Here is a 23,807-nt window from a genome sequence, read left to right on the forward strand (position 1 = left end):
CAATATCGCCCGGACGTTAACCAATCCGGGCGATTTTTTTTTACAGCCCTTCTACTATGCGCAAATATTATCTGCTATCCGGTCTTTTCGCAATCCTGGCCCTGCCGGTATGCGCCCAGTCCGGGAAACCGAAAACACCAGCCAAAAAACCGGCTACAGCCGCTACTAAAACCAATCTGCGATTCCGCAGCACCTGGGGCGTCTTCCTGAGCGATACCCTTCCCCGGCCTGAAATATTGAAACTGCTGGACTCTGCACTGGTAGTCAGGGATGAAAAGAATAACAAATACCCGGTCGTTTCCTTCCGCTTTACCTATGAAAGAAAGGAACCTTACCTGAACGATACTACCGGCAAACCGGGATTCTATTCAGAATTTGTAGGGGATGACTTTACAGGCAATAAACTCCCCGAATTCTGGAGCACCCGCTTAAAGGAAATGCTGGAAAGGAACGAAGTCCTCATATTCGACAATATCATTATCCGGTACACGGGCGATAAACTGTACCGGGCGCCACAACTGCGTTTTAAAGTCCTTTAATAGCTTAATAACTGCTGTAATGGCAGTATGAATGAAAAGCGCTGCTTTGCATTATCTGACGGGTCCTGGTCAAACAGGTGGCTATACCGTACGCCAAATGTGAATGGCAGCACGTTTCCTATTTTGGTATCAAAGAATACCTCGGTACCGGCAGAACTATAGCGGTTATGCCGCCCGTTCAGGAAATCGTACGCCCTGCTGTAATCGTAGAACAGGTTGGCCCTGATACGCATGAAATACAACATCTGGCCAAATCCCCAGTCAGGATACACCAGCGGGAAATGATAATTCACTCCCACTTTGTAGATATACTCATAGAAAGGATCATTATATCCGCGGGCATAAGAGAAATTGTCCGTATAAGAGTAATTCAGTGAAGTATCCCGCCGCTGGTACGCTCCCTGCAACACCAGGCTGTGACTGGGAAATAATCCCGGCAGGTACAGGTCCAGCCTTCCATACAATTGCTCTGCAAAAACATTGTTGATAGAACGGTTATAGCTGGCCACCAGGTACTGCCCGAAATGAGAGTAAATATGCTGCTGTGCCCTTATCCGCTGATTATTGAATACCAGCGTATTTCCGATATATTGCAGCGAAGGGTTCCGGAATTTGAAATTACCCTGCGGATAGCGCTCCAGGTAATGATACATAGAACTGAACGACAGGCTCCTGGCAAACAGGCCGGAAGAGAAGTTCAATGGTACCGTCAATCCCCCGTGTAGATCCATCTCATGCCAGTACAACCTTCCCCTGCTCCCGAAAATATCTGAACGGTTGAAAGTATAGGTGGCCCCGGCCTGTACATAAGGAAACCAGGCACCGTACAGGAAGTTCGCCCCCAGTGCAGAGCTGCCTTCATTCCTGTTATAGGTATACCCTATACTGGTAGAAGCCGTATTGAGGATATTATCTCCATAGAGAGTAACATTGTAATCCGGATCATCGAACGTAGGAAGCCAGCTGTGGAAGTTGAACAGCTTATGGCCCTTGGAATAAGTTGTAACAGGATACGCATTATGCGGCGCGTTGGTAAGTATATCACCTCCTTCGTTAAACTCCGGCCGCAACCATGCACTGTGATAATTATGACCGGTATCTATCTGCGTCCAGTTCTCCTTTTCAACCGGTAATGTATACAGCGCATATCCCTTTGTTCCAAAGCCGCTGTATATTACCTGCTGAGAAACATCATCCACCGCCGCATGCAGCACACCATTAGGATGCTGGGTTACCTGCCATATCTTTTTATCCGCTATCGCATAAACATTATCAGCATCCTTATATGCGGCAGTATAGTACACGGTATCATGCACTACAGCCGGAATACCTAACACAGTATATCCGAAAGGCGTCAGCAGCTCTCTTTCACCGGTGGCAATATCCTGCCTGATCATGGCCATCTGCCCCAGCCTGTTGCGCACAGCGCTTATCACAGACCGTTCATCGGCAGAGAATTTAGGGAAAGTGTAATACCAGTTCTCCGGGTTGGGCAAAGTTGCAGTAACAGCGCCAGTTTCCCCATCCAGCAGCTGCAGGCTGAATTGCTGTGAAGGCAGTGTAACTGCCACCACTACACGTTTACCATCCGCACTGATATCGGGTGAAAAATAACGGGTGCCACGTGTAAGTGTAACCGTTTTACCTGTAGCTATATCATATCGTTTTACAACAGAGTAATCTTTCCATGACCAGCGTGGGTCAAAACGTGCTTCTGCCCATACCAGCCGGCCGTTCCGGTAGCTGAAGTAATCGTCAAAGTTAATACCCGGACGTGTCAGCAGCTCTTCTTTCCCCGTACTGTCCAGCAGGTAAAACCCGGGTATCTTCTGGTAAGAGCCTTTCAGTACCACCCATTTTCCGGGTTGCACTGCATAGATATATTTATAGTTGGTCACCACACATGGAGCCGGCAGCAAGGCCTTTCCCGGATGGCTTTCCTCTTCATACTTCCTCCACAACGGCTGATATTCCTTCAGCATATCCTTGTAAAATCCCACTACATTACGACCGGTATGACGTTTCAGGCTTTGCGAAAAAGGATAGAACACGCCACGGTAACGCACCGCATCTGTAGTAATTCCTTTCCAGAATGCCTGTCCGTAATGTTCCCGGCCATACATGCTCATCAGGTACCCCAGGTTGTAATGGTTAGGTACATAGTCTTTGTAGGAACCATTGCGCATCTTCATGAAGCTGTAGTTCTTCTCTTCCTGCGCCAGCGCACGGAAGCCATCAAAGAAAGAAGGCAGTCTTCCTCTTCCCTGCTGACTAAGCGCCGTTTCCATGGTTACAGCATCTCCCTCCCAGAACCAGTTAGGCACTGAGATATTGGTAGCTGCGGCCTGTCCCATTTCTCCCAGGATGTAAGATACTACCCTGGATGCCCCCTGCCTGAAATTACTGTTCTGCAGCACATGCCTGTATTCATGTATGGATAGCTGGTCTTCCCAATGCAGAGAGCCCAGGTCTGTAGATGACGGTGGTGGCGTCATGTAAAACTCAGAACGGAAAGGCCCCATCATCACATAACCATTGGATTCCAGTGTCTGGTTCTGGAGAACGATACTGACCTTCTTATGCATACCTCCTATGGTGGTACGGTTGTTCCGCTCCATATAGCTTACCAGGTTGGCTACCCGTTGTCCCTGCAGTTCCAGTCCGCGGGGAAAAATGATCCGTACCGTATCATTGTTGATCTGTTGCCACTTCAGTGAAGGCGGGTTCCCACCAAACTGTTGTGCCAGTAATGTAATGGGGAGGAATATGAAAAGAAGGCACGATAAAGTTCTCATGAGATTGCTGTAGGTATAATGGAATCAATATACGCAAATAATTCGCTCAAAAAACCACTTATCCGGCCACAGGCCGGATTCCTCCTCTCAAAAAGCTGATATGCCATCAGCATTCAGGAAGACTGATAGGTATATTCACAGCAAGCCCGCCGTCAGAAGTTTCCTTATACTTACTATTCATGTCCAGCGCAGTTTCCCACATGGTCTTCACCACCGCGTCCAGAGATACTTTAGCCAGTTCGGGGTTACTCTGCAAAGCCAGCTGTGAAGCGGTGATAGCCTTAATAGCCCCCATGGTGTTACGTTCAATACAAGGAACCTGTACTAAGCCGCCAATAGGATCGCAGGTAAGTCCCAGGTGATGTTCCATCGCAATCTCCGCAGCCATCAGCACCTGTCGCTGAGAGCCTCCCAGGCATTCTGTCAGTGCCGCCGCCGCCATAGCAGAAGATACTCCTATCTCCGCCTGGCATCCGCCCATAGCGGCAGAAATAGTAGAGCGTTTCTTAAAGATGCTGCCTATCTCGGAAGCAGTCAGTATGAACTGCATGATCTTATCTTCCTGGTATCCGTCACAGAAGGTGATGAAATACTGTAATACTGCAGGTATCACACCGGCAGCTCCGTTTGTGGGAGCAGTCACTACCCGTCCAAAAGAGGCATTTTCCTCATTTACGGCCAGGGCAAAACAGCTCACCCAATCCAGCGTATAGGCAAAATGGTTACCACCTTTACGGATAGCATCTATCCAGGAATCATAATCTGTATAGGTATTGCCTTTCAGCAGTTTCTTATTCAGCGAAGCCGCCCTCCTCGCAACTTTAAGTCCTCCGGGCAGCTCCCCGGAAGTATGACAGCCACGGTAAATACAATCTCTCATCACTTTCCAGATATTCAGTACTCCCTGGCGGGTAGCTGCTTCCGGTCTCCAGGCCTGCTCATTTTCCATTACCAGTTCAGAAATGGAATATCCTGTTTTGATACACCATTGCAGCAACTGCCTGGCTGTATCTATGGGGAATGGCAGATCTACCTGGTTAGCTGCACTCCCTTTATCTCCTCCTTCTTTCACTACAAAACCACCACCTATGGAATAATAGGTAGAAGCCAGCTGTTCTCCGTCCCCGAAGGTAACCAGGAAGGTGAGCGCGTTGGGATGAAAAGGAAGGGACTCTTCATACAGGAAACTGATGTGTTGCAGGGGTATGAAAGGAATATTGTGATTGCCACCCAGCGGTAATATATTGTTCCGCCGGATATCATCTATTTTATTGTTGATCTCGTTTACATCAAAAGTTACCGGATCATCTCCGCAGAGACCCAGCTGAACAGCTATATCTGTTCCGTGGCCATGTCCTGTTTTAGCGAGAGAACCATATAATAAAACGCTTACGTTCTGTACGTCTGTGAGCTTTCTGCCTGAGGCCTGCATTTCCTGCAGGAACTGTAAGGCGGCCCGCCACGGGCCTAACGTGTGTGAACTGGAAGGGCCTACCCCTATCTTGAAAATGTCAAAGACTGAAATGCATTCGTGTGCCACTAGTGGGAATTTGAGCAAATTTAAGGGATTCCCTGCTCATAAAATTTAAGCTTTCTTAAAACCGTTTTAAGCCTGTTACAGGCCTTCTCATTTAAAAAGCTTTCGCCTTTATCCCGGCAGGCCACAGGCCTGCCCCTCTCTTAAAAAGGAAAGCTTTCGCAATGCGAAAGCTTTCCTTTTTAAGCAATTTATCCGCGCCAGTCAAATTATTGCGGATAAGTAATATCTAACAGTTCCATATCGAAGATCAATGTTGAATTAGCAGGAATACCTGCCAGGGAGCGGGTGCCATAAGCATACCAGGAAGGAAGATACATACGCAGTTTACCTCCTTTGGTGATTTCCAGCAACGCCAGCTGCCATCCGGAAATGAGCTGATCATAAGCAAATTCCCTTGGCTCTGTGGTAGTAGAATCAAACACGGTACCGTTAGATAATAATCTGCCGGTATAAAGCACTTTTACTTTTGCATAAGGAGAAGTAATGCTGTCTTTACCATTACCCGGGTTCTGTATATTGTAATAGATACCGGTAGTAGTATCTCTTTCTGCGCTCAGGTTATTGGTTTTCAGGTAAGCTTCAATGGCAGCTGTTTCTTTTATGAACTGTTCCTGCACGTTAAAATCATCGTTGTTCTTGCTACAGGCTGCTAATAATACTGTCAAAATACCGGCTAACAGTGCAAAATATCTCATGCTCGTTCTTTTCATGAAGTGCTTCGTTTTTTATGATAGTCAAGTAATAAAATACGATTGGAAAATTCATTTGAAATCCACTACGGTCACATCACATACCAGGACGGTATTGGGAGGGATGATATTACTCACTCCTGTAGTGCCGAAAGCCAGCGGCGAAGGGATGATCATTTGCAGGCGCCCGCCCCGCCCTACTTTCTGCAAACCTATCTGCCAGCCAATAATATGATCTCTCAGCTGGCGGCCGTCAAAATTGGTATCCCCGAACGATGCGTCCAGCACGGAATCAGCCAGGTTGCTGCGGGTAAAAATGATAGTAGGTACTGAATTAAGTGTCATGTAGGCGGTGGTATCTCCCGGTTTTTCAATATGGTAGTACATACCACTCGGATCTTTTACCATTACCAGGTTATGCGCCTGTATGTAGGTGTTGATCTCCTTATCCTGTTCCTGGATAATTCTTATGGCGCCGTCCATGGAAAGAGACCCATCGTACTCGTTCTTTGAGCAGGCCGGAAAAAGCAGAACAGAAAGCAGACAGTTGTAAATGACAGGTAAAAATACTTTCATATATGGTATAACGGAATACGAAGGGCCAAAGTTACACTTTTTGATTCTTCGTGTTCCCGGACAAAGTTACTTAAAAGAAAAGGGAGCCTGTTTTCACAAGCTCCCTTTCTTCTGTATTTTCTGGTAACCAGATTAATAATCCATACCCATACCGTGACCTCCGTGCGGAGCAGGAGCAGCGGATTTAGGTTCAGGTTTATCTGCGATCACACATTCTGTGGTCAGCAGCATACCGGCAATGGAAGATGCGTTTTCCAGAGCGATACGGGTAACTTTAGCCGGGTCAATAACACCAGCAGCCAGCAGGTTTTCATAAACCTCAGTGCGGGCATTGAAACCGAAGTCAGCCTTACCTTCTTTTACTTTCTGTACAACGATAGAACCTTCGATACCTGCGTTTGCAGTGATCTGGCGCAGAGGCTCTTCGATAGCGCGTTTAACGATAGCGATACCGGTCTGCTCGTCTTCGTTGTCGCCTTTCAGTACGTCCAGGCTTTCGATAGCGCGGATGTAAGCTACGCCACCACCGGGAACGATACCTTCTTCAACAGCAGCGCGGGTAGCGTGCAGGGCGTCGTCAACACGGTCTTTCTTCTCTTTCATTTCAACTTCGGTAGCAGCACCTACGTACAGTACAGCAACACCACCGCTCAGTTTAGCCAGGCGTTCCTGCAGTTTCTCACGGTCGTAGTCGGAAGTGGTTACTTCTATCTGGGCTTTGATCTGGTTGATACGGGCCTGGATAGCTTCTTTTTCACCTCTGCCGCCAACAACGGTAGTATTGTCTTTGTCGATAGTTACTGATTCAGCACGACCCAGGTAGCTCAGGTCAGCATTTTCCAGTTTGTAACCCTGGTCTTCGCTGATCACGATACCACCGGTCAGGGTAGCGATGTCCTGCAGCATTTCCTTTCTTCTGTCGCCGAAGCCAGGAGCTTTAACAGCAGCAACTTTCAGCTGACCGCGCAGTTTGTTCACCACCAGGGTAGCCAGTGCTTCACCTTCCAGGTCTTCAGAGATGATCAGCAGCTGCTGGCCGTTCTGAACGATTTTTTCCAGGATGTGCAGGATGTCCTTCAGGGTGCTGATCTTCTTGTCATAGATCAGAATGTAAGGATTCTGCAGCTCAGCGTGCATTTTCTCGCTGTTGGTGATGAAGTAAGGAGACAGGTAACCACGGTCAAACTGCATACCTTCTACTACTTCTACAGTAGTGTCGGTGCCTTTTGCCTCTTCAACGGTGATAACGCCGTCTTTGGTTACTTTATTCATTGCTTCAGCGATCAGTTTACCGATCTCTGCATCGTTGTTTGCAGAGATAGCAGCCACCTGCTCGATCTTTTTATTGTCGTTACCAACTTTTTCAGACTGTTTAGCCAGGTTCTCAACAATAGCTTTTACAGCCTTGTCAATACCACGCTTCAGGTCCATCGGGTTAGCACCGGCAGCAACGTTTTTCAAACCTTCGCCGATGATAGACTGTGCCAGAACGGTAGCTGTTGTAGTACCATCACCTGCAATATCTGCCGTTTTGGAAGCTACTTCTTTCACCATCTGGGCGCCCATGTTCTCGATAGGATCATCCAGTTCAATTTCTTTTGCAACGCTCACACCGTCTTTAGTTACACCGGGAGCACCGAATTTTTTCTCGATTACTACGTTACGACCTTTAGGACCCAGGGTTACCTTCACTGCATCAGCCAGGGTATCAACGCCCTTCTTCATCTTGTTGCGGGCATCTGTGTTAAAGAATATCTGTTTTGCCATAATAGCTTAAAATTTTTTTGGTTTACTTTTTTGTTTTGCCTGTTAGTCAGCGGGTTGATTAAACAATTGCTAAAATGTCAGACTCACGCATGATTAAGTAGTCGCCACCTTCAATGCTGATCTCAGTACCGGAATACTTGCCATAAAGAACGGTATCGCCAACTTTTACTGTCACCGGCTCATCTTTCTTACCAGGACCGGCAGCTACTACTGTACCTCTTTGTGGTTTTTCTTTTGCAGTATCAGGGATGATGATACCACCAGCTGTTTTTTCTTCTGCGGCTGCGGGTTTCACGATCACCCTGTCAGCTAAGGGTTTAATACTTAAATCTTTTGCCATATAATTATACTTTTTAAAAAGGTAAGATGAAGATTTATTGTGACTTGCCCCTTCGATAATTATGCCAAGGCATATTTCGGGTCAATTTTTCAGTGTATAAAGATAGACAAACCGGGCACACTGACAAAAATGCCATTTTTTCAGAAAAAACCTGACAGATCAGGCCGGAATCTCCCCTGTCACCTTTGCACTACAGACAATGTAAAAATCGCCCCCCCATTCTCCCTGTTTGGAACCCGGCTTTTTTTTCACTAGCTTTGCGGCCTCATACAGTTCTTGATTATAAGATGATTAGCAGAAGAAACATCCGGGTGAAGGTCATGCAAACCCTTTATGCCCTGGAAACAATGGAGCCGGGTACGGTGAAGCCGGGTACGGCCACCAGTTTACTGAACGAAAAACTGGACCAGACCAGTCAGATCTTTACTTACTTACTATACTGCCTCACAAGGGTAGCACAGTATGCGGAAATTGATGCCCAGACCCGCGCATCCAAACACCTCCCTTCCGCAGAAGACCTGCAGGTGAACACCAAAATTGCAGGTAACGAATTTATTTACCAGATCATCAGCGACAAAGGCTTCCAGGTAAACCTGGAGCAATGGAAACTCAAACACCTGCCCGAGCAGGAAATGCTCCGCAAACTGTATAACACACTTACCGCTTCAGATATCTATAAAACATATATCCAGGACCCTTCCCGCACTAAAGCCGGCGAAAAAGAGATCATGGAATATCTTTATAAAGAAGTGATTTCCAAAAGCGAACTCTTTGTCCAGCACATGGAAGATAACTTCCTGCACTGGGGAGACGACCAGGACATGATGGACCTGCTGGTAGCCAATTATATGCATAAACCACACCTGTTCAACTTCTTACAGCTGATCAGCAAGGAAAAACTGGAATATGCAAAAGAATTGCTGCTCACAGTAATAGATAAAAAAGAATACTGCCTGGAGCTGATAAAGCCCAAACTGCAGAACTGGGACCCGGAACGCATCGCCGCCGTAGACATGCTGCTCATGGAAATGGGCGTATGCGAATTCCTCTACTTCCCCACCATCCCTACCAAGGTTACCATCAACGAGTACATCGACCTGGCAAAAGCTTACAGCACGCCTCAGAGCGGACAGTTTGTCAATGGCATACTGGACAATATCCTTAAAGATCTTGATCAGGCCAGCCAGATAAAGAAAATAGACCGTACAAAAAAATAGCTACTTTTGGGTGCAACCAGTATGAATATGAAAAAATTATTCCTTTACTTCATAGCCGGCAGCCTCTTTGCCGCAGCCTGTAACTCAAAAAACGGGGGCCAGAAAGGTGAAGAAACCGCTACAGCAGCTGCTCCCAGTGTAAAAGGCACCGCCGCTATCTCGTTTGACCAGATGATACACAATTTTGGCGATATCAAACAGGGCGAAGTCGTGGAATATGCTTTCAAATTCACCAATACAGGAGATAAAGACCTGCTCATCACAGACGCTCACTCCACCTGTGGCTGCACAGTGCCAGACTGGCCTAAAGAGCCCATTAAACCGGGTAAAAGCAGCTACATGAAAGTAGTATTCAACAGCGCAGGAAAAGAAGGATATACAGAGAAAGAGATCACTATCACTGCCAACACAAACCCTGCAGAAATAAAGGGCCCGAAAATACAGTGTACAGTAGTGAAATAAAAGATCAATAACAGCAATTAAACAACTAAATACAATTTAATACAATGCACATTAACATGCTGAACATTTTACTGATGGGCGGTGGCGCAAGCGGCCAGGGTGCTGCCGGCGGTGGTATCCAGTTCATCTTCATCGGTGGTATGATCGCCGTGATGTACTTCTTCATGATCCGTCCTCAGACCAAAAAAGCTAAGCTGCAGAAAGACTTCACAGCCAACCTGCGCGAAGGCGACAAAGTTGTTACCATTGCAGGTATCCACGGAAAAATAAAGAAAATGAACGATAACGGTACCGTACAGATAGAAGTTAGTCCCGGTACTTTCTTCACTATGGAACGTTCCGCTATCAGCATGGAATATACCACTGCACAGCAGAAAGCAGCTGAAACTGCAGCAAAATAATTGCAACACAAGCATTATCTGTCCCAAGTTCCTTCACGGAATTTGGGATTTTTTTTGGAATTTGGGCCTATGTTAAAAGTTGGTATCACAGGCGGAATAGGATCAGGAAAAAGCACGGTGGCAAGCATATTTGAATTGCTGGACATCCCGGTTTACTATGCAGATACAAAAGCCAAAGAGATCATGCAGACAGACCCGCTCCTCATTTCCCAGATAAAACAGCATTTCGGAGAGCATATCTACAACGGCCAGGTGCTGGACAGGGCCGCCCTGGGAAAGATCGTATTCAATGACGCCGGCAAACTGGCCCTGCTCAATTCCCTTGTTCACCCGGCCACTATCCGCAACAGCGATGAATGGGCTAACAACCAGTCAGCCCCTTACATCCTCAAAGAAGCCGCCCTGCTGTTCGAATCTTCCTCTTTTCACTACCTGGATAAGATCATCGGCGTATCTGCCCCCCAGCCGCTGCGTATCAACCGCGTCATGAAACGGGACAATGTAACCCGCAATGACGTACTGGCACGCATGCACAAACAGATAGATGAATCGATCAAGATGAAACTCTGCGATTTCGTTGTATACAACGACGAACAACAGATGGTCATCCCGCAGGTACTGGCCCTGCACGAAAAACTCCTGCAGCTGGCAGGAGCCTGATAACCACTATAACCATATTCATGCATGGGTAAAACCATTTCACAGAGCGGGAACAATCGAAATAAAACCACACCGGTACTATTGCTGGAACTGCAGAGTAACCACCCTGATCCTGTAAAGATCAGCGCAGGCCTGCTGAAAGAAGATGCCGGCGGCCGCACCTGCCAGCGTATACCCCTGAACGATAAAAAATCGCTCACCATCTTCAATACCCTCCCGGCCGGCGTACAACACCTGCTCCAACCCTGCACCCAGGAAGCAATGGTATACCGGGAACTGCAGCTCAGGGAAAAATTCCGGGACGCTCCCGTCAAATCCCTCACACAGGACCAATACGTACGGGAAGGCATGCGGCAATACCTCTTCAATACCCTCCAGCAACTCCGCCCCCTCACACCCGTTCTGCCATGGTATACCATGATCACGGACGACAGTATGCTCCTGAAACATACACGGCCCGCTACTGTCAGCAACTTTCCGCCAGTGCTCTCCTTCGGACTGCACCGCTCCTCCGCCGGTAACCTGCAGGTCATTGCCCACGTTACCATCAACGGACAATCATACCCCCTCTCAGATTTTGAACACTATGGCTTCGTCCTGCGTAGCCGGGGAGAAATCTTCATCCTGCCCCATACCGCCGCCGCCACCCTGGAAAAATTCCCGGGAGGTGTGATGGACATTCCCGGCGGACATGAAACCGATTTCCTCCAGAATACCCTGCCGGCCCTTAGCCAGCAGTACACCGTCAACAAAAGCATTCTCCTGCAAAAGGAGGTCATAGACAGCTCCCCGGCCTGTAACATCTGGCTGAGTGAACTGAATAAGGCCTTCCTCGTGCTCACCATACAATGGCAATACGGCGACTTCTCCATCGAAGACAACGGAGAGCCCCTGGTACTCCTTACCGAAGGCGATACCCAATACGAGATCAGGCGGGACATGGACACAGAAAAAGAGCTGACCGCCTTTGTACGCGCCCTCCATCCCCGCTTCTCCCAACAGCGTAACGGTTACTTCTACCTGCCCTTCGCAGATGCAGAAAAAAGCCAGTGGCTGGTAAAGACCTACCGTAAGCTGACAGACAGGAACATCGGCGTATACGGCATGGACCAGCTGCAGCATTTCCGTTACAACACCCATATTCCCGTCATGGACATCCAATGGCGGGGCGATGATAAAGATGCCTTTGACCTTGAAGTGAACGTGCATTACGGCGATATTGCCGTACCACTGACAGACCTACAGAAAGCCTTACAGCACCGCCAGCCCCACCTCCTGCTGAAAGATGGCACCATCGGCGTTATTCCGGAGGAGTGGCTGCACAAGTATGACCTTCTCTGGAAACTGGGACAGGTCAACAAGAACAAGCTCCGCATTTCCCGGCTACACTTTACCCTGGCCCAGGAAATGCTGGAAATGCAGTCCACCACAGCAGACGCCCTCCAGCAACTGCAACAGCTGCAGGCACAACCCTCCCGCCATTTCCCCGTACCAGAAGCCATCGATGCACAACTCCGTAACTACCAACAGGCCGGTTTTGAATGGATGTGTCTGTTGGACGCCATGCGCTGGGGAGGCTGCCTGGCAGATGATATGGGTCTGGGTAAGACCCTGCAAACCATTACCTTCCTTCAGTACCTGAGCGAAAAATACCCGGGAGAAACACACCTCGTTGTATGTCCTACCTCCCTGATCTACAACTGGCAGAATGAGCTGCAGAAGTTTGCTCCTGCTCTCCGCTATACGGTCTACCACGGCGGCAACCGCCAGTATGATGCTTCAGCATGGCAGCAACAGCAACTCATCATTACCAGCTATGGCACTGTTCGTAGCGATGCAGAAATCTTTGCGCAGCATGTATTCGGATATGTGGTACTGGACGAAAGCCAGGTGATCAAAAACCCTTCTTCACAGACTACAAAAGCCCTGCAGGTATTGCAATGCCGCAACCGCCTGATACTGAGTGGTACTCCCATACAGAACAATACCATGGATCTCTTTGCACAGATGAACTTTGCCAACCCGGGCCTCCTGGGCAGCCAGGCATTTTTCCGCTCAGAGTTTGCCATGCCGATAGATAAATACGCTGACGCCGAAAAAGCAGGCCAGCTGCGCAAACTCATTTACCCCTTCCTGCTGCGCCGTACCAAAGAACAGATTGCACAGGACCTGCCAGATAAAACAGAGATCATCATGTGGTGCGAAATGGGCGATGAACAAAGACAGGCCTATAACCGCGTCCGTGACCGTTATAAGGAGAAGCTGCTGAACCGTATCCGGGAAGACGGTATGGCCGCCAGCACCATTTACGTGCTGGAAGGTCTGACCCGCCTCCGGCAGATCTGTAATGCGCCCCAACTGGTGGAAGAAGAATCCCATATCACCAGCTCCGTAAAACTGGATGAACTGACCAGGGAGATCACCGAAAACACAGGTACACATAAAGTGCTGATTTTCTCACAGTTCACCAGCATGCTCCAGCTCATTGCCGGCGCCATGGAAACAGAAGGTCTCCCCTTTCTCTACCTGGACGGCAGCACCAAAGCAGAACACCGGCAGCAACTGGTAACCCGCTTCCAGGAAGATGAAAGCGTACGGGTATTCCTCATCAGCCTGAAAGCCGGTGGCGTAGGTCTTACGCTCACAGCGGCCGACTATGTCTACCTCGTGGATCCCTGGTGGAACCCGGCTGCAGAACAACAGGCCATAGACCGTACCCACCGTATCGGACAGCAGAACAAAGTATTCGCCTATAAAATGATCTGTAAGGACAGTGTAGAAGAAAAGATCCTGGCATTACAGCAAAGGAAGAAGATGATTGCAGACGATCTTATTAGTGAAGATACCGGCTTTGTGAAAAAACTGACAGAAGATGACGTGGCATTCCTGTTCAGCTAACTTTCTACCTCTAATAAAAATTCAGACTGAGTATTGACTAATTTTAGAATATTTGCGACATGTTCAATAGCCCAAAACCACTCATTGTCATTCTCATTGCCTTTCTGGCGACTGCCCCTTTTTCCCTGCTCTGCGCCCAGGAACAACCTCAGCAGAGAATAGCGGAAGGGTTCAATATCCAGCGCGGCATAAACATCAGCCATTGGCTATCCCAATCAGGTGGCCGGCATGGCATTTCCCAGGCTGACTACTTCACCGAAAAAGACGTTGCCTTTATTGCAGAAAAAGGCTTTGATCATATCCGTATCCCGCTTGAAGAAGCAGAGCTATGGGACTATCGTGATGAAAAATACAAAGATGCCTTTATCCTCCTGCACAAAGCTCTCGGATGGTGTAAACAATATAAGCTCCGTGCTGTGATAGACCTCCATATTCTGCGCAGCCATCATTTTGATGCCCAGAACAAACCCCTCTGGGAAGAAGCAGCTGCACAGGAACGCTTTCTGCAATGCTGGAGAGAGCTTAGCGCAGAACTGAAGAAATATCCTACCAGCCAGGTAGCATATGAGCTCCTGAATGAGCCGGTGGCTGACAGCGCTTCCCAATGGAATGAATTACTGGCCAGGGGTGTTACCCTGCTCAGGGAACTGGAGCCAAAACGAGTGATCATTGTAGGAAGTAACCGCTGGCAATCATACAATACTTTCCCCGCCCTGAAAGTACCTTCGGGGGATAATCACCTGATACTCAGCTTTCACTACTATAATCCCTTCTTTTTTACACATTACAGGGCCAGCTGGACACGTCACAAGGATTACAGTGGTCCGGTACATTATCCCGGCGCCACCATTACCGACAGGGAACTCAATGAACAGCCCGCCACTATCCGAAATCTGCTGGCAGGCAGCACGCAGGAGTACAATGCCGATGTAATAAATGAACAGATAGAAACCGCCGTGAAAGTAGCCCGGAAACTCAGGTTGCCCATTTATTGCGGGGAATGGGGCTGCCTGAACACAGTCCCCCGTAAAGAACGGCTCAGATGGTATAAGGATATGCGTAAAGTATTAGAGAAGAACAACGTAGCATGGGCCATCTGGGATTATAAAGGTAGTTTCGGGATCATTGACGATAACGGACAACCGGACGATAAGCTGATTAAAATACTCACTAAAGAATGATCAGGTTCACAGACATAGATACTGTATGAATACTCCTACTCAAAGCCTACTATAAGGTATGGGTAGTGTATGGACTGCGGTAGCACTTTAGCGCCACAGTACTTCCCGGAAGAAAGCGGTCAAAACACTATTCTACTCACAAAAACGCCTTTGCCTTCAACAAGGCGTTTTTCTTATATACAGGAAAAGAAAAAAGCCCCTCGGTTGGACCGAAGGGCTTTTAATTATCAAACATTTAATTGAACACTATTTCTTAGCGGTAGCCAGCGGAGCTTCCTTGGCAGGCACTGCTTCACTTTCGTTAGACAGCTCGTTCTTCCTGTCAAAATCAACCAATACAGGAGCAGCCACGAAAATAGAGGAGTAAGTACCTGTTATTACACCTATCAGCATCGCAAATGCAAAACCACGGGTTACTTCACCACCAAAGATGAACAGGATCAGGATGGTCAGGAACACTGTCAGTGAAGTCATTACGGTACGGCTCAGCGTATCGTTGATGGCTTTGTTGATCACCTGGTCCCTGCTGGCGCCTTTCAGCTGTCCGGTACGGAAGTATTCACGGATACGGTCAAATACGATCACCGTATCGTTCATGGAGAAGCCTATTACTGTCAGAATGGCCGCAATGAAGTGCTGGTCAACTTCCAGTGCAAACGGAACGAACTCGCGGCAGTAAGAGAATACAGCCAGAGTTACCATTACGTCATGCAGCAGGGAGAAAATAGTACCGATAGAGTACTGCCATTTGCTGAAACGGATCAGAATATACAGGAAGATCACAACCAGTGACAGTATGGTTGCCTTCACAGCACCTGCACGTAAGTCGTCAGAGATGGTTGGCGATACTGTCTGTGATGCTACGATAAAACGGGGAGAATTAAATGCTTCGTAAGTAACAGATGGGTCGTAGAATTTCTTCAGACCGTTGTACAGTTTCTCTGTTACTTCTCTATCTACAGCTTCACCCTGATCTTCAATTTTGTAGTTGGTAGTGATGCTCAGCTGGTTGCTGCCGCCGATGGTTTTTACATACGGCTCAGTACCAAATTCTTTTTCCAGTACATTACGTACTTCTTCAGATTCTACCGGCTGTTCGAAACGGATGGTAAAGTTACGTCCGCCGTCAAAGTCAACACCGTGACGGAAACCGTGGAAGAAAGAAGAAGCACCCAGGGCAATCATGATGAATGATACCACATAAGCATATTTCCTCTTTCCTACGAAATCGAAAGCTGCGTGTTTGAATATTTTACGGGAGATAGGAGTGAAATACTCAAAGTGCCTTTTCTTGTTAGTCCACCAGTCGGTAACAATACGGGAGATCATGATACCACAGAACAGAGACAACAGCAAACCGAGGATCTGAGTGGTAGCAAAGCCCAGTACCGGACCAAGACCGAAGTAGAACAGGATGATAGCAGTGAGCAGGGAGGTAATGTGACCGTCCAGTACAGGAGCGTAAGAACGTTTGTAACCGTCTTCTACTGCCTGCTGGTAGCTCTTACCGCGGCTCAGTTCATCTTTAATACGTTCAAATATGATTACGTTCGTATCCACTGCCATACCAATAGTCAGCACCAGACCGGCAATACCAGGCATTGTCAGTGTAGCGCCGAGAGAAGCCAGGATACCGAAAGTGAACAGCAGGTTGAGGATCAGTGCGATGTTTGCCACCCAGCCGGCAGTGTTATAGTACACCAGCATCAGCACGAAGATGACAATGAAAGAGATGATGAAGGATTTGGCACCTGCAGCGATAGATTCAGCACCAAGGGTTGGGCCTACGATCTGTTCAGAAACGATCTTTGCAGGAGCAGGCATTTTACCTGATTTCAGGATGTTTGCCAGGTCATTCGCTTCTTCCAGGGTAAAGCTACCGGTGATAGAAGAACGGCCGCCGGCAATCTCGCCCTGTATAGATGGAGCAGAGTAAACGATGTTATCCAGTACTACGGCAACATAATTAAAGGAGGCAGGATCATTAGGGTTGGAAGGCACCAGCTCTCCGGTCAGTTTTTTCCATTCCCTTGCACCAATGTTATCCATTGTCATGGAGATCTCAGGATTACCGGTCTGGTCATAATCCTGTTTTGCATCAACGATCCTTTCACCGCTTACACGTGGAGTAGGATTGCTTGGATTTACCTTGATAGCGTAAACAGGGATCGGTGCACGTTTATCTTCTTTATTCTCAGAACCGAATACAAACACGAGGTCTTTAGGCAGTACGCTCTTTACAGCAGGAAGCTGCAGGTAGCGGTTGAAAGTAGCGGTATCCTGAGGCAGGATGCTACCTACTGAAGGACCGGGAATGATACCCTGCTGCTGGGAATATCTTGGGAAGAAGATGCTGAAGAAAGGCTCAGCTTTGGCCAGTTCGGCCCTGCGCTGATCTTCAGTTTTCAGGGAGTCTGCCAGTTTGGCTTTGCCGCTGTCTTTATTCAGATAGTTGGCAAGGCTTCCGGTAGAAGAAGTATCTGCAGCTGCTTTACCGGCAGTAGCAGTAGAATCTTTTTTGGTAGTGTCCGCAGGAGCAGTAGCGCCCGTGGCTCTTTTAATAGCCTCGTTCATTGGCTGGATCACACCTGCCACAAACTCGTTGCTGTTCTTATATACTTCACGAAACTCCAGGTTAGCGCTGGCCTGCAGGTATTTCCTTACACGCTCAGGGTTGTCAACACCGGCCAGTTCCACAGAGATGATACCTTTGGTTTCATCCAGGCTGATGTTCGGGGAAGCAACACCGAATTTGTCAATACGTTTCTGCAGTACGAGATAAGTATTCTTGATGGCAGCAGATGCTTCCTTGCGGATCACATCCAGCACTTTGCTGTTGCTGCTGTTGAAGTCAATATCTTTCTGATAGGCATTCGCGAAAATAGTAGAAAGACGGCCACCTGGCTGTACTTTCTCATAAGCCTGTCCGAATAATGTAACAAAATCCGACTGGCTGGTCTTTTTCTGTTGAACTGCCAGCTCCAGTGCCTTATTGAAGGCAGCGTCCTTGGAGTGACCGCTCAGCGCACGGATCACATCATCCACACTCACGTCCAGTACTACGTTCATACCTCCCTGAAGGTCAAGCCCCAGGTTCAGCTCTTTTCCCTTCGCCTTATCATAATTGACGAACCATGGGAAACCCGCTATCTCTTTGTTACTGGTACTGTCCAGGATCCTCTGTCTCCTCTCTTTTACCAGATCTGCCAGTGTATCCTGATAAATTGCCTGAAGCTCTTTATTGCCAGGATATTTCTGTTCAGCGCTGGGAAATGATTTGCTAACATCACTCTGGGCCTGCGCAGCTACCTTCTTCTCGTAGTTGCGTACCAAAAACGTGAAAGACAAATAATACACAGAGATAAGGATCAATGCACCGGCAAAAAATCTAACCAGTCCTTTAAGTTGCATATTCTTTCGGGTTTATAAAAATTTTTTAAGAGTTGCAAAGATAGAATTTAAATTGATATATTAAAGCCGTTCAAAGGTAGAAAAGGAAAAAGGTAGAATTTATTGATTTTCAATGTATAAACCCTTACTTTTCTGCATGTATAATCAATCTTCTGTTATGTTCCGGTGCTTTTATCTATGGTTGATGCTATGCTTTGCAGCCTGCAATACTAGTAAAAATATGTTAACTGGTCACTTAAATCCTACAAGCTCTTTCCTGGACACGCTTTTAAGCTCCCACGCCGCAAAGCTGGGACCGGTGTTCAACGATCCGTCCCGCTACCGGCTTCAGATCATTTACACCCGCATAGACAGGGATGCCGGCAACCGTCCGCATTTCACCGATTATTATTACCGGACAGACACAGGCAGTTATTTTTACCCGGCCTCTACCGTAAAACTGCCCGCCACCGCCCTGGCGCTGGAAAAGCTGAACGATCTGAACATACCGGGGCTCAACAGGAACACCCCTATGTTCACTGACAGCCTGCCAGGCATCTCACCGGCAGTACTGACAGACAGTTCTGCCGCAAACGGACTTCCTTCCATCGCTCAATATATTAAAAAAATATTATTAGTAAGTGATAATGACGCTTTTAACCGGCTGTACGAGTTCATTGGGCAGGAAACCTTCAACAAACGCCTCTGGGAACAAGGCTACAGTAGCACCCAGATCCGCCACCGGGTGGGCGTTACAGGTATTACACCGGAACAGAACCGCTACACCAATGCCATTAGCTTCCGGCAGAACGGAACAGAAATATACCATCAGCCGGTAGCTCACAGCAACCTGGAGTTTTCTTCCCGCCATGACCTCATGGGCAGGTCATATTATAATGATAAGGAGGAACTTGTGAATAGCCCGATGGACGCCTCAAAGAAAAACCGCATCCCCCTGGCAGATCTTCACGGCATACTCAGGAGTATAATTTTTCCGGAATCTGTAACAAAATCAAAACGTTTCCGTTTAAATGATAGCGATTATCATTTTTTATATTATTGCATGTCTGCTCAACCGGAAGAATCGTCACACCCGGTCTACGATACAACGGAATTTCATCATAACTATGTGAAATTCCTCCTGTTTGGCGGAGAGACGAACAACCATATCACCGCGAACATACGTAGTTTTAATAAACCCGGCTGGGCATACGGGTTTTTAACAGATATAGCTTATATAGCGGACTTTAGTAACAAAGTGGAATTCATGTTATCGGCAACTGTTTACGTAAATGAAGATGGTGTTCTCAATGATAAACATTATCAGTTCCAGGAAACCGGAGAGCCCTTTATGAAAGCATTGGGTGAAGTAATCTACGAGTATGAACTGCAACGCAAAAGACAGCACACACCAGATCTCTCCCGCTTCATTATAAACTATGATAAAAGCATACATTAATTATACACCCAAAATCAACTAGTACAAAAAATAGCGTAATGACAACTAAAACTTCCCGCGTATGGGCAATTGGTGCCCTTGTGACACTGGTAACCGGATTAACGGCCTGTCTGAAATCAAGCGATGTAACACCTCAGGAACCATCTTCCTATTTTTATGTGGCCAATGCCTCTTCTGCACTTACCGCCATTGACTTCTTTGACAATGACGTAAAACAGACCAGCTCCAACGGCTTCAGCTTCCTGGCCAATACCATTTACCAGACCTCCACAGGAGTACATACTTTCAAGGTGAAAAAATTAGGCGGAGACAGCACCATGGCTACTGCAACCAACGTTTATGACTCCCTGGAGCTGACCTCCCTGTTCATATACGACCTTCCTACCTATGCCACCGGCATAAGGGAAATTTCCGAGAACTTTACTAATCTGAGCAGCACCAAGATCAATGTCCGCTTCTTCAATCTCAGCGTGGATGCACCAGCTGTAGACGTATACCTGGACAATATCAAGATAGACAGCACCCATTCCTATGAAGGTAATGGTAATAACTTCTATCCTGCATTTGACCAGATCACCGCTTCCACTACCAGCACCATCAAGCTGACAAAAGCCGGCTCTGATTCTACCATTGCCCAGATCAACGCAACCCTGGCAGCAGGGCGTACCTACACCATCTATCTTGGCGGCCGTAAAGCCTTCACTGATAGCAGGAAACTGAACGTAGCCTACATCACACACTAAGTCTTACCCTGAAAAGATCTAAATACCGAAGGGCGTCCGTTATAACCGGGCGCCCTTTTTAAATTCCATGCTTTTTATCCGCTGCCTCCTAATCAGCATTCCCCCATTTTCAAATAAATTTATTGTAGGTTTGTCCCGGTCAACCCAAAAAAACAGTCATTACTTATGAAGCAATTGGAATTAGCCGAACGGCTGACGAGGATCTCCGAACCTCAAACGATCAAGATGGCAAAACTAAGCCGTGAGCTGAAAGCACAGGGTATAGACATTGTAGACCTGAGTATCGGCGAGCCTGATTTCGACACACCTGCCCATATCAGGGAGGCAGCGAAAAAAGCTATTGATGAAGGCTTTACGCATTATACACCGGTAGCCGGTATACTGGAATTACGACAGGCAGTAGTGAATAAGCTGAAGCGGGATAACGGACTGGAATATACGCCTGAACAGATCGTAGTCTCTACAGGAGCCAAACAAAGTATTGCCAACACAGTATTAAGTGTGATCAACCCGGGCGATGAAGTGATCATCCCTACCCCCTACTGGGTCACCTATTCTGAACTCGTAAAACTCTGCCAGGGAGAAGTAGTATTCGTTCCATGCAGCATAGAGAACAAATACAAAATCACGCCGGAACAGCTGGAAGCCGCCATCACGCCTAAGACCAAACTCTTCATGTTCTCCTCCCCCTGCAACCCTACCGGGTCGGTTTACAGCAGGGAAGAACTGAAAGCACTGGCAGATGTATTTGCAAAACACCCGCAGATCTACATCATGGCAGACGAGATATACGAATATATTAACTACGTTGGTAAACATGAGAGCATTGCCCAGTTCGAAGGCATGCAGGAACGTACCATCATCATAAACGGCCTGAGTAAAGGCTTTGCTATGACCGGCTGGCGCCTTGGCTACCTGGCCGCACCCAAAGCACTGGCCAAAGCTGCCGATAATATCCAGAGCCAGTTCACATCCGCCACCTGCTCCATCACACAAAAAGCAGCAGTGACCGCCCTCACCGGCGATCTCAGCACCGCTCACGCCATGGTCGAAGAATTCAGGAAAAGAAGAGCATATATATTTGAACAGCTGAAAAGCATACCCGGATTGGAACTGATCGAACCAGACGGCGCATTCTATATGTTCCCCGATGTGAGCGCTTTCTTCGGAAAGTCTTACGAAGGCACCACAGTCAACAATGCAGACGATCTCTGCATGTACCTGCTGCACAAAGCCAACGTATCTACAGTTACAGGAGCCGCATTTGAACAGCCCAACTGTATCCGCCTCTCCTATGCCACATCCATGGCCAAGCTGGAAGAAGGTCTGAAACGCCTGAAAACCGGACTGGCTTTATTAAGCTAATTGTTTATTACTATAGAAAAAAGCAAAAAGGAATACCTCCGGGTATTCCTTTTTATTTACTGAAGCCAGCCCCAGGCCCTCCGCCTCCCGAAAAAATTGCTTTGCCTGCGGCAAAGCAATTTTTTCGGCCAGTTTTCTTTGCACAGTACACAGCACAAAAAAACTTAACCAGTCAGGCCTTCTATTTGCATATTAATTCATTTTCATATATTTGCATCTGTAAATTAACAGAGCTAAATGGATTCTCGCACCCTACTGTACATCGTATTAGGCGGAGGTATACTGGTAATACTGTACATGACATTAAAAGACCTCATCGGCAAAAAGGAAGAACCTGCAAAACCGGCAGCAGACGTTCCTCAGCGTAACGCAACAGACAAAACCATACTGCCCATGCAACTGCAGGCATATGAAAGACTGGTGCTCCTGGTAGAACGTATCAACCTGCAAAACCTGATCAGCCGTACATTCCAGCCAGGTCTTACCGCTACAGACATGCAGATAGGCCTGATCCAGACCATCAAAGCTGAATACGAGCACAACATTGCCCAGCAGATCTATGTATCTCCTGTAGCCTGGGAAGCAGTAAAAACATTGAAAGAGCAGACCATCACGCTCGTTAACCAGGTAGCCAGCCAGCTTCCGCAGGAAGCCACAGCGATGGACCTTAACAAACAGATACTCGAAGTCTTCCTGCAGGCAGAAACTTCTCCTTCAGAACTTACCTCACAGATATTAAATGCAGAAGCTAAACGGCTGTTCTAAGCCGTTTACTTCTTTACCATCTCTACCCGTTTGGGCCTGATCACTTCATATAACAGGTACCCTTTTCCATTAAAATGAATATACAAAGGGGGTGACTGATACCACGGCATTCCAGGTACTTTCCTGTGCGCCTGTATATGCAGATGCGGTTCTGAACTGAACCCCGAATTACCCACACATCCCAATGGCTGCCCCTGCTTCACCCTATCTCCTTCCTTCACTATCACACTATGCTTTTTAAGATGAGCCAGGAACACGTAACTGTTCTTCGTTTCTATCAGCACCTGGTTGGTATTATTGGCACCACGTGTCATATCCGGCGGTATATTGTCAGGATCATCACTAACGGCCCTGGCCACTACCCCGTCACACGGACTATACAGCGTATCCCCGAAGATCTCATAGTCTTCCAGCCTTCTGCTGAAAACCGCATTGGCGCGCTTCCCGTCAGGCCGCAGCTTTACAATATCCATTGCATATATAGCCCCACGCAAACTGTAATGAAAAAGATTGGTAGGCAACCCCTTACCTCCCTGCAGCACAAAATAACGGCCCGTTCTCAGGGGAAAAGCCAGCTCTATATTCTCTGCCCTGCCCGTAGTGCCGGTAAAATAAAGAACACTTAACGTAAGCAGCAACGCCGAAAAGAAAAGATTGATAATCATTTTCCATTTTGCCGGAGGTTTATCCTTCTTCCATTTTCTGAAAAAAATACTTATTCCCAGCAGGAACAGCATACTCAGGCCAAAAGCCCACTTGGCAGTAACGCTGAGATATATCCATGTACCATACAGGTAAATAAAAAGACCAAGAGAAAGCGCCAGCAGGAGACCGGACCAGCTATGCCGGTAAACTTTAAAAAGTGTTTGAGACAACAGGAACAGGCTAAGCAATGCCAGGGCGAATGTGATACACAGTATTACGTAAATAAACATGGCTATACAGGAATACTTCCGTTGCTAAATTACCAATTATCTGTACGCCGCAGCAATCCCACAATAATTATGTAACATTGCTTTC

19 protein-coding genes are annotated in these 23,807 nt (G+C 47.5%); 11 read left to right on the forward strand and 8 right to left on the reverse strand.

Translation table 11 applies throughout. The features are described 5' to 3' along the window. The first annotated feature begins 56 nt into the window (after positions 1–56). Positions 57–539 (forward strand): hypothetical protein, encoded by a 483-nt coding sequence (locus tag GO493_RS19395; RefSeq protein ID WP_157307891.1) that lies wholly within the window; start codon positions 57–59, stop codon positions 537–539. Here the strand turns inward: GO493_RS19395 and GO493_RS19400 are convergent. The 6 genes from GO493_RS19400 to GO493_RS19425 form a co-directional block, all read right to left on the reverse strand. Continuing rightward, positions 536–3,334, reverse strand: coding sequence for a TolB family protein (locus GO493_RS19400; RefSeq protein ID WP_157307892.1), 2,799 nt, complete (start codon positions 3,332–3,334; stop codon positions 536–538). The two genes, GO493_RS19395 and GO493_RS19400, sit on opposite strands and share 4 nt — an antisense overlap. 106 nt (positions 3,335–3,440) lie before the next feature. Then, on the reverse strand, positions 3,441–4,874 hold the full coding sequence (locus GO493_RS19405) for an L-serine ammonia-lyase (protein WP_317165443.1): 1,434 nt from the start codon (positions 4,872–4,874) through the stop codon (positions 3,441–3,443). A 206-nt stretch (positions 4,875–5,080) separates the two neighbouring features. Then, entirely contained in the window at positions 5,081–5,584 is a 504-nt protein-coding gene (locus GO493_RS19410) for an FKBP-type peptidyl-prolyl cis-trans isomerase (protein ID WP_157307894.1), read from the reverse strand. A 51-nt stretch (positions 5,585–5,635) separates the two neighbouring features. Next, positions 5,636–6,139: an FKBP-type peptidyl-prolyl cis-trans isomerase gene (locus GO493_RS19415; RefSeq protein WP_157307895.1), complete on the reverse strand. Its 504-nt coding sequence runs from the start codon at positions 6,137–6,139 to the stop codon at positions 5,636–5,638. A 132-nt stretch (positions 6,140–6,271) separates the two neighbouring features. Continuing rightward, positions 6,272–7,906 carry a chaperonin GroEL gene (gene groL, locus GO493_RS19420; RefSeq protein WP_157307896.1) on the reverse strand — a complete coding sequence of 545 codons (1,635 nt, stop codon included), beginning with the start codon at positions 7,904–7,906 and terminating at the stop codon, positions 6,272–6,274. A gap of 58 nt (positions 7,907–7,964) precedes the next feature. Next, positions 7,965–8,246 (reverse strand): co-chaperone GroES, encoded by a 282-nt coding sequence (locus tag GO493_RS19425; RefSeq protein WP_072356767.1) that lies wholly within the window; start codon positions 8,244–8,246, stop codon positions 7,965–7,967. 287 nt (positions 8,247–8,533) lie between these two features. On the opposite strand from GO493_RS19425, the gene nusB reads away from it, so the two are divergent. The 6 genes from nusB (at position 8,534) to GO493_RS19455 (ending at position 15,065) form a co-directional block, all read left to right on the forward strand. Then, a complete protein-coding gene (gene nusB / locus GO493_RS19430; protein ID WP_157307897.1) occupies positions 8,534–9,463 on the forward strand; it encodes a transcription antitermination factor NusB in 930 nt (309 codons plus the stop codon). A gap of 27 nt (positions 9,464–9,490) precedes the next feature. Further along, entirely contained in the window at positions 9,491–9,925 is a 435-nt protein-coding gene (locus tag GO493_RS19435) for a DUF1573 domain-containing protein (RefSeq protein ID WP_157307898.1), read from the forward strand. Between the two features lie 56 nt (positions 9,926–9,981). Next, a complete protein-coding gene (yajC, locus tag GO493_RS19440; RefSeq protein ID WP_232538897.1) occupies positions 9,982–10,326 on the forward strand; it encodes a preprotein translocase subunit YajC in 345 nt (114 codons plus the stop codon). A gap of 69 nt (positions 10,327–10,395) precedes the next feature. Continuing rightward, a complete protein-coding gene (coaE, locus tag GO493_RS19445) occupies positions 10,396–10,986 on the forward strand; it encodes a dephospho-CoA kinase (protein WP_157307900.1) in 591 nt (196 codons plus the stop codon). A gap of 24 nt (positions 10,987–11,010) precedes the next feature. Continuing rightward, a complete protein-coding gene (locus GO493_RS19450; protein WP_157307901.1) occupies positions 11,011–13,884 on the forward strand; it encodes a DEAD/DEAH box helicase in 2,874 nt (957 codons plus the stop codon). 59 nt (positions 13,885–13,943) lie between these two features. After that, on the forward strand, positions 13,944–15,065 hold the full coding sequence (locus tag GO493_RS19455) for a glycoside hydrolase family 5 protein (RefSeq protein WP_157307902.1): 1,122 nt from the start codon (positions 13,944–13,946) through the stop codon (positions 15,063–15,065). 246 nt (positions 15,066–15,311) lie between these two features. On the opposite strand, the gene secDF is transcribed toward GO493_RS19455, so the two are convergent. Next, positions 15,312–18,476, reverse strand: coding sequence for a protein translocase subunit SecDF (gene secDF, locus GO493_RS19460; protein WP_157307903.1), 3,165 nt, complete (start codon positions 18,474–18,476; stop codon positions 15,312–15,314). Positions 18,477–18,696: 220 nt separating this feature from the next. On the opposite strand from secDF, the gene GO493_RS19465 reads away from it, so the two are divergent. The 4 genes from GO493_RS19465 (at position 18,697) to GO493_RS19480 (ending at position 22,787) form a co-directional block, all read left to right on the forward strand. Then, positions 18,697–19,914 carry a serine hydrolase gene (locus GO493_RS19465; RefSeq protein WP_157307904.1) on the forward strand — a complete coding sequence of 406 codons (1,218 nt, stop codon included), beginning with the start codon at positions 18,697–18,699 and terminating at the stop codon, positions 19,912–19,914. 38 nt (positions 19,915–19,952) lie between these two features. After that, complete coding sequence (locus GO493_RS19470) at positions 19,953–20,657, forward strand: DUF4397 domain-containing protein (protein WP_157307905.1); 705 nt, start codon at positions 19,953–19,955, stop codon at positions 20,655–20,657. A gap of 165 nt (positions 20,658–20,822) precedes the next feature. Continuing rightward, positions 20,823–22,022, forward strand: a complete 1,200-nt coding sequence (locus GO493_RS19475; protein ID WP_157307906.1) for a pyridoxal phosphate-dependent aminotransferase — start codon at positions 20,823–20,825, stop codon at positions 22,020–22,022. A gap of 237 nt (positions 22,023–22,259) precedes the next feature. Beyond that, a complete protein-coding gene (locus GO493_RS19480; RefSeq protein ID WP_157307907.1) occupies positions 22,260–22,787 on the forward strand; it encodes a DUF7935 family protein in 528 nt (175 codons plus the stop codon). A 5-nt stretch (positions 22,788–22,792) separates the two neighbouring features. On the opposite strand, the gene GO493_RS19485 is transcribed toward GO493_RS19480, so the two are convergent. Next, positions 22,793–23,722, reverse strand: a complete 930-nt coding sequence (locus GO493_RS19485) for a M23 family metallopeptidase (protein WP_157307908.1) — start codon at positions 23,720–23,722, stop codon at positions 22,793–22,795. Between the last annotated feature and the right edge of the window lie 85 nt (positions 23,723–23,807).

The organism is Chitinophaga tropicalis (assembly GCF_009758205.1).
GTDB classification, from domain to species: Bacteria; Bacteroidota; Bacteroidia; order Chitinophagales; family Chitinophagaceae; genus Chitinophaga; species Chitinophaga tropicalis.

Coding starts and splice junctions, on each gene's coding strand:
- GO493_RS19395 (WP_157307891.1), top strand. CDS start 57: ATGCGCAAATATTATCTGCTATCCGGTCTTTTCGCAATCCTGGCCCTG.
- GO493_RS19400 (WP_157307892.1), bottom strand. CDS start 3,334: ATGAGAACTTTATCGTGCCTTCTTTTCATATTCCTCCCCATTACATTA.
- GO493_RS19410 (WP_157307894.1), bottom strand. CDS start 5,584: ATGAAAAGAACGAGCATGAGATATTTTGCACTGTTAGCCGGTATTTTG.
- GO493_RS19415 (WP_157307895.1), bottom strand. CDS start 6,139: ATGAAAGTATTTTTACCTGTCATTTACAACTGTCTGCTTTCTGTTCTG.
- groL (WP_157307896.1), bottom strand. CDS start 7,906: ATGGCAAAACAGATATTCTTTAACACAGATGCCCGCAACAAGATGAAG.
- GO493_RS19425 (WP_072356767.1), bottom strand. CDS start 8,246: ATGGCAAAAGATTTAAGTATTAAACCCTTAGCTGACAGGGTGATCGTG.
- nusB (WP_157307897.1), top strand. CDS start 8,534: ATGATTAGCAGAAGAAACATCCGGGTGAAGGTCATGCAAACCCTTTAT.
- GO493_RS19435 (WP_157307898.1), top strand. CDS start 9,491: ATGAAAAAATTATTCCTTTACTTCATAGCCGGCAGCCTCTTTGCCGCA.
- yajC (WP_232538897.1), top strand. CDS start 9,982: ATGCTGAACATTTTACTGATGGGCGGTGGCGCAAGCGGCCAGGGTGCT.
- coaE (WP_157307900.1), top strand. CDS start 10,396: ATGTTAAAAGTTGGTATCACAGGCGGAATAGGATCAGGAAAAAGCACG.
- GO493_RS19450 (WP_157307901.1), top strand. CDS start 11,011: ATGGGTAAAACCATTTCACAGAGCGGGAACAATCGAAATAAAACCACA.
- GO493_RS19455 (WP_157307902.1), top strand. CDS start 13,944: ATGTTCAATAGCCCAAAACCACTCATTGTCATTCTCATTGCCTTTCTG.
- secDF (WP_157307903.1), bottom strand. CDS start 18,476: ATGCAACTTAAAGGACTGGTTAGATTTTTTGCCGGTGCATTGATCCTT.
- GO493_RS19465 (WP_157307904.1), top strand. CDS start 18,697: ATGTTAACTGGTCACTTAAATCCTACAAGCTCTTTCCTGGACACGCTT.
- GO493_RS19470 (WP_157307905.1), top strand. CDS start 19,953: ATGACAACTAAAACTTCCCGCGTATGGGCAATTGGTGCCCTTGTGACA.
- GO493_RS19475 (WP_157307906.1), top strand. CDS start 20,823: ATGAAGCAATTGGAATTAGCCGAACGGCTGACGAGGATCTCCGAACCT.
- GO493_RS19480 (WP_157307907.1), top strand. CDS start 22,260: ATGGATTCTCGCACCCTACTGTACATCGTATTAGGCGGAGGTATACTG.
- GO493_RS19485 (WP_157307908.1), bottom strand. CDS start 23,722: ATGTTTATTTACGTAATACTGTGTATCACATTCGCCCTGGCATTGCTT.